Here is a 473-nt window from a genome sequence, read left to right as displayed (position 1 = left end):
CGAAAGGCCTGACATGTCCGTCCTGGTCGGTTACGCGACCGCCGGAGGATCGACGCGCGGGGTCGCCGAGCGCATCGCTGCGGGGCTGGAGCGTGGCGGTGCGGTGGAACTTCGAGCGTTGACCGAGGTCGACTCGGTGCGGAAGTACGAGGCTCTGATCCTCGGAAGTGCGATCCACAACGGCCGATGGCTGCCCGAGGCCACCGCAGCCGTCGACCGGTTTCGCGCGGAACTCGCAGGGCGGCCTCTGTGGGTCTTCTCGGTCTCGTCGGTCGGGGCGACGAGCACGACCCTGTCGCCCCGGCTCGCGGGACGTCTGCGCCGGATGACTCCTGAACCACAGGCGGTCCAGGATCTCCGCTCGTCCGCGGATGTGCGCGACCACCGCTTCTTCGCAGGAGCCATCGCCCCCGGAGATTGGCCGGGAGTGGGGCGGATCGTCTTCCGTCTGATGGGCGGACACTACGGCGACG

Annotated in this window: 1 protein-coding gene; it reads left to right on the top strand. The window is 69.3% G+C overall.

Features of this window, described 5'->3' with window-relative positions:
* Positions 1 to 13 precede the first annotated feature (13 nt).
* Positions 14 to 473 (top strand): flavodoxin domain-containing protein (locus R1101_RS0125370; protein WP_016935868.1); only part of this gene is annotated, 460 nt, incomplete at its 3' end.

This window comes from Rhodococcus sp. R1101 (assembly GCF_000278445.1).
Taxonomy (GTDB): domain Bacteria; phylum Actinomycetota; class Actinomycetes; order Mycobacteriales; family Mycobacteriaceae; genus Rhodococcus; species Rhodococcus gordoniae.
Note: the sequence above shows the minus strand (reverse complement) of the source record. Positions and strands in the feature narration are given on the sequence as shown.